Source organism: uncultured Rikenella sp. (genome assembly GCF_947628055.1).
In the GTDB taxonomy this organism is placed as follows: Bacteria; Bacteroidota; Bacteroidia; order Bacteroidales; family Rikenellaceae; genus Rikenella.
Genome location: NZ_CANQYJ010000159.1, coordinates 1 through 3,313, shown reverse-complemented (window position 1 = coordinate 3,313; position 3,313 = coordinate 1). Strand labels below are relative to the sequence as shown.

At 58.3% G+C, this 3,313-nt stretch carries 3 protein-coding genes; 1 reads left to right on the top strand and 2 read right to left on the bottom strand.

The window, feature by feature from the left end; genetic code table 11:
* Nucleotides 1-1,040: 1,040 nt before the first annotated feature.
* Nucleotides 1,041-1,757, bottom strand: coding sequence for a DUF5131 family protein (locus Q0Z93_RS09960; protein WP_298065108.1), 717 nt, complete (start codon nucleotides 1,755-1,757; stop codon nucleotides 1,041-1,043).
* 84 nt (nucleotides 1,758-1,841) lie between these two features.
* Nucleotides 1,842-2,075 carry a hypothetical protein gene (locus tag Q0Z93_RS09955; RefSeq protein ID WP_298065105.1) on the bottom strand — a complete coding sequence of 78 codons (234 nt, stop codon included), beginning with the start codon at nucleotides 2,073-2,075 and terminating at the stop codon, nucleotides 1,842-1,844.
* A 109-nt stretch (nucleotides 2,076-2,184) separates the two neighbouring features.
* Here Q0Z93_RS09955 and Q0Z93_RS09950 point away from each other — a divergent pair, with 109 nt between their 5' ends.
* Nucleotides 2,185-2,925, top strand: coding sequence for a S24 family peptidase (locus Q0Z93_RS09950; protein WP_298065102.1), 741 nt, complete (start codon nucleotides 2,185-2,187; stop codon nucleotides 2,923-2,925).
* Nucleotides 2,926-3,313 lie beyond the last annotated feature (388 nt).

The window sequence follows — 3,313 nt, the reverse complement described above, 5'->3', positions numbered from 1 at the left end:
GCCGGGAATCGGTTTCGCCTTGTCGAAGCCCGCGCACCCGCACGGGCTTCTCAAGTCAAAACGCGGCATTCCCGGGTCTGCCGTGTCTACCCGTTCTTGGGAATGCTTTCGCGTGCGGCGAAAGAGGGCTCGGCCGTGATCTCCCGATGACGCCCCGGAACCACCCCCGGGCGGAGGGGCGGTGCCGCTCGGCACTCGATCCGGGCTGGAACTACCCTAAACGGCCCCGCTGGCTCCGGCTGACAACAGGTATTTCGGTGAGCACAAAAATTCCCCGGAAGCGTCGTGTTTTGCCTTGAGGGAGCCACGCAGGACGCGCGGACGCCCGACAAGGCGAAACCGGCTGGAGGCACTTTGGCTTCGCCTTCCTCCTGGCGCCTCGGCCATTCGAGCAAGCTCGATGGCTCTCGCCTGCTGCGTCGGTTCTTTGTCTACTTTCTTTGCTGACAAAGAAAGTAGAAGCCCCGCAGGCTCGAGGCGGCTAAAAACAAATGTCCCGCCCGGCATGGCGGCAAAGAAAAATGTCATTTCGTGAACCGGGCAGCCCGGAGCCGGCAGGGCTTTGGGGGTAGAGGCGGCCAATAAAACAGCCAACGGCTGCGGTTCGAGTCCCGAGCGGCACCGCCTGCCCGAGGCGATAAAAAACCGTACGGTTTATCACAAAGATCTCCCAATGTCAGCCCGGAGCCACCCCCGGCGAAGGGCTGCGACCTCTCTGCGTTCGGTTCCGCCCTCGCTGGCTCCGGGCAGGGTTGTGGCCCGTGCGATCTGTAGTCACAGAATACCTACCCGGTTAACCGTACAGTTATTTATAGTTGTTGCGATCCTTTGGATCGCCGGCCTCTGCGGTGCCGCCGGGCACTCCGATCGGGAGTTTGCTTAACCTTAGGGCACGCGCGGTGCGTTTATTCCCCAATGCTGTCGGCATACAGCTCGACTTGTAAAGGAACGATTCATTCAATCTACAAAAATAGTTTTTTTTTCCGAGATAGGGGGATAAAGGCGGCGGATAAACCCGGGAAGAAAACTCGGAGTGATCATCAGCGCAGGTCGATGCCTGCCTTTCGTGCTTGGGAGTGCTGGAATGGCCGGGGTATGCGGTAGAGTCTGCCGTCTTTGAGCAGTACGGCCCCGGTCTGGCGGAATGTGAATCTCACGCCTGCCGCGCGACACTGATCGCGCAGCGACAGAACCCACGCGAAGTCGCAGACACGGGCCTCCGGCCCCGATTCGCCGCCGACGATGACTTCTTCCACCCAACCGCCGGCCAACCAGCGTGTCAGGTCGACGGGACCCAGCAGCGGCTCGCAGACGATGATCTTGTGCCGCACGGGGACATCCCGGTAGATCGGCAGCCGGTAGTCGGCGCGCTCCTGGTTCTCGACGGTGCAGCAGATGGTGACGTTCGGATAACCTGCACCCCAGTCGGGAGGCGTACATTCCGCCAGCCGGTCGATGCGCTTGGTAATGAACAGGAATTGCAGGTCGCGGCGGGTGCGCATCATCTTCCATGCCTCAGGCCGCCACCTGTCGGCCTCGGGAAGGAAGAAATCGGAGCTGAAACAGGTGAAGACGGTCTGTCCGGAAGGGATTTTGTAGCCGCCTTTCCGGTTGCGGCGCACCGGCATGTCGAAAGAGGCCGTGCGCGTCACTTCGGACGCGTCGCGGCCGTGCCTGCCGTCGATGCGGTACACGTAGCAATGCTGGCATCCGGCGCTGATTTTGCGGCATCCGTGCCAGGGGTTCCAGGTGAACATCTGCGGTTCGGGGCTTCCCGGTGGTGTGCGAAGGCGCCCGGTGCAAATGTACGAAGTCCGGCGGGGTAATCGAATCGAAGAATTTTATTTTTCGTCGGGCAAGGCGGAATGGAGTGGGTCGTTCTGTTCAGAGGCCGGCTCCACTTTCTGGTAGATCTCGCCGCCACGGCGCAAGGCTTCCTGGCGTATCTCATCGGCCAATGCGCTGCGGGTGATCCCGTTGAGTGCGGAACGCACGGTCGGAAGGCTGACGCCGAAGTCCCGGGCGAGCTTCTGGCGTTCGCCTAAAGGCATGATTATTTTTTTGTTACAGGTCATGTATTGTTTTTATTTCAAATATCTGTACCTTTATCTCTCTTTCAGAGTGAAAGATGATACAAAGTTAAAGATAATAATCGTTTAATACAAGATAAAAATCACAAATTTTATGACTGAGAAAGAAAAACTCAAAGCGTACCTTCGATATAAAGGCATTAGCAAAAACCGTTTTTACACGGAAACGGGATTTTCTGTCGGCTTTCTGGACAGCGGGCGGAGCCTGGGGGCGGATAAGGTGCGGACGGTCATCCAAAAGTTCCCGGATTTGAGCTTAGACTGGCTGATTATGGATCAGGGCGAAATGATTGTCGTACCGCGGGCGGAGGGGGTTGCGTATGATCTGAAGCCGAATGTCTCGCATCTGGCGGAACCGGAAAGCCCTTATTATGTGCCGACGCGGATTTATTCTCCGTCGGCTCCTGGTTCGGCGGAGGGGGGACGCCGTATTCCGTTGTATGATTTCGAGGCGGCGATGGGTCTGGCGCCGGTGTTCGATGGAAGCTCGACGCCGACGGGCTATTTGTCGATCCCGGAGATGCCGCGCTGCGACGGGGCGGTGAAGATGAGGGGGGATTCGATGTATCCGCTGCTCAAAGCGGGCGACATTGTGATTTTCAAGCAGGTCAGGGATTGTACGAATATTATCTGGGGCGAGATGTATTTGGTGTCGTTCTGCTATGATGATGAGGAGTACACGACGGTCAAGTATCTAAACCGGATCGATGAGCGGCCGGATTGTGCCCGGCTGGTGAGCTATAATGCGCATCATGCGCCGATCGAGGTGCCGCTGTCGGCTATCCGGGCGCTGGCGATCGTCAAGGCGAGTGTGCGGTTCAATACGATGGGGTAAAAAGGGGGCTGGGCGGCGAGGAGTTCCCTGCGTTGGCAGATCGCAGGGGCAGTGACTGATCGTGTGTATTCCGGGTGCGGGGCAGGCAGTTTGCATCGCTTTGCTGTGGAGGTCTGCGGTTGCAGAATTCAGGAGCCGTAACCAATCGTGTGCATTCCGGATGCGGGGCTGGGCAGTTTGCATCGCTTTGCTGTGGAGGTCTGCGATTGCAGAATCGCAAAGGTCGAAACCGATCGTGTGCATTCCGGGTGCGGGGCTTGGCAGGTTTGCATCGCTTTGCTGTGGAGGTCTGCGATTGCAGAATCGCAAAGGTCGAAACCGATCGTGTGCATTCCGGGTGCGGGGCTTGGCAGGTTTGCATCGCTTTGCTGTGGAGGTCTGCGATTGC

Bases quoted from the DNA above. Each gene is read 5' to 3' on its own strand.
- Q0Z93_RS09950 (WP_298065102.1), top strand. From the start codon at position 2,185: ATGACTGAGAAAGAAAAACTCAAAGCGTACCTTCGATATAAAGGCATT.
- Q0Z93_RS09960 (WP_298065108.1), bottom strand. From the start codon at position 1,757: ATGTTCACCTGGAACCCCTGGCACGGATGCCGCAAAATCAGCGCCGGA.
- Q0Z93_RS09955 (WP_298065105.1), bottom strand. From the start codon at position 2,075: ATGACCTGTAACAAAAAAATAATCATGCCTTTAGGCGAACGCCAGAAG.